The organism is Staphylococcus pasteuri (assembly GCF_030547725.1).
In the GTDB taxonomy this organism is placed as follows: domain Bacteria; phylum Bacillota; class Bacilli; order Staphylococcales; family Staphylococcaceae; genus Staphylococcus; species Staphylococcus pasteuri.
In genome coordinates this window covers 1-239 of record NZ_JAUOQO010000889.1, presented here as the reverse complement: position 1 = coordinate 239, position 239 = coordinate 1, and the positions used below count along the sequence as shown (strand labels likewise).

Sequence of the window (239 nt, the reverse complement as noted above, 5' to 3'; positions counted from 1 at the left end):
CGTTTCTTGTGCGTCAAACGAATCGGCAAGAGCTGTGGCGGGATTTAGCGAAACAGGTAAAGGCAAAAATCTATTTGGATTGGGGAAAAGACTTACTGTGGAATCAGCAAGCCTTTTCTGCAATGAAGGTATTGTTTTCATCTTTAAAACAACGCTTTCGAGTTTTTACTCTGTGGCTTATTGCCAAGGCAATGGTGAAGGCCCTTATCAAATCAAAGCGCGGTTAATTTAGCTTTTGC

The 239-nt window shown here is 41.8% G+C and carries 1 protein-coding gene; it reads left to right on the top strand.

What is annotated here, in order from left to right; translation table 11 throughout:
• The coding region (locus Q4528_RS15820) for a hypothetical protein (RefSeq protein WP_303522691.1) at window positions 1–227 on the top strand (227 nt) is incomplete at its 5' end.
• Between the last annotated feature and the right edge of the window lie 12 nt (window positions 228–239).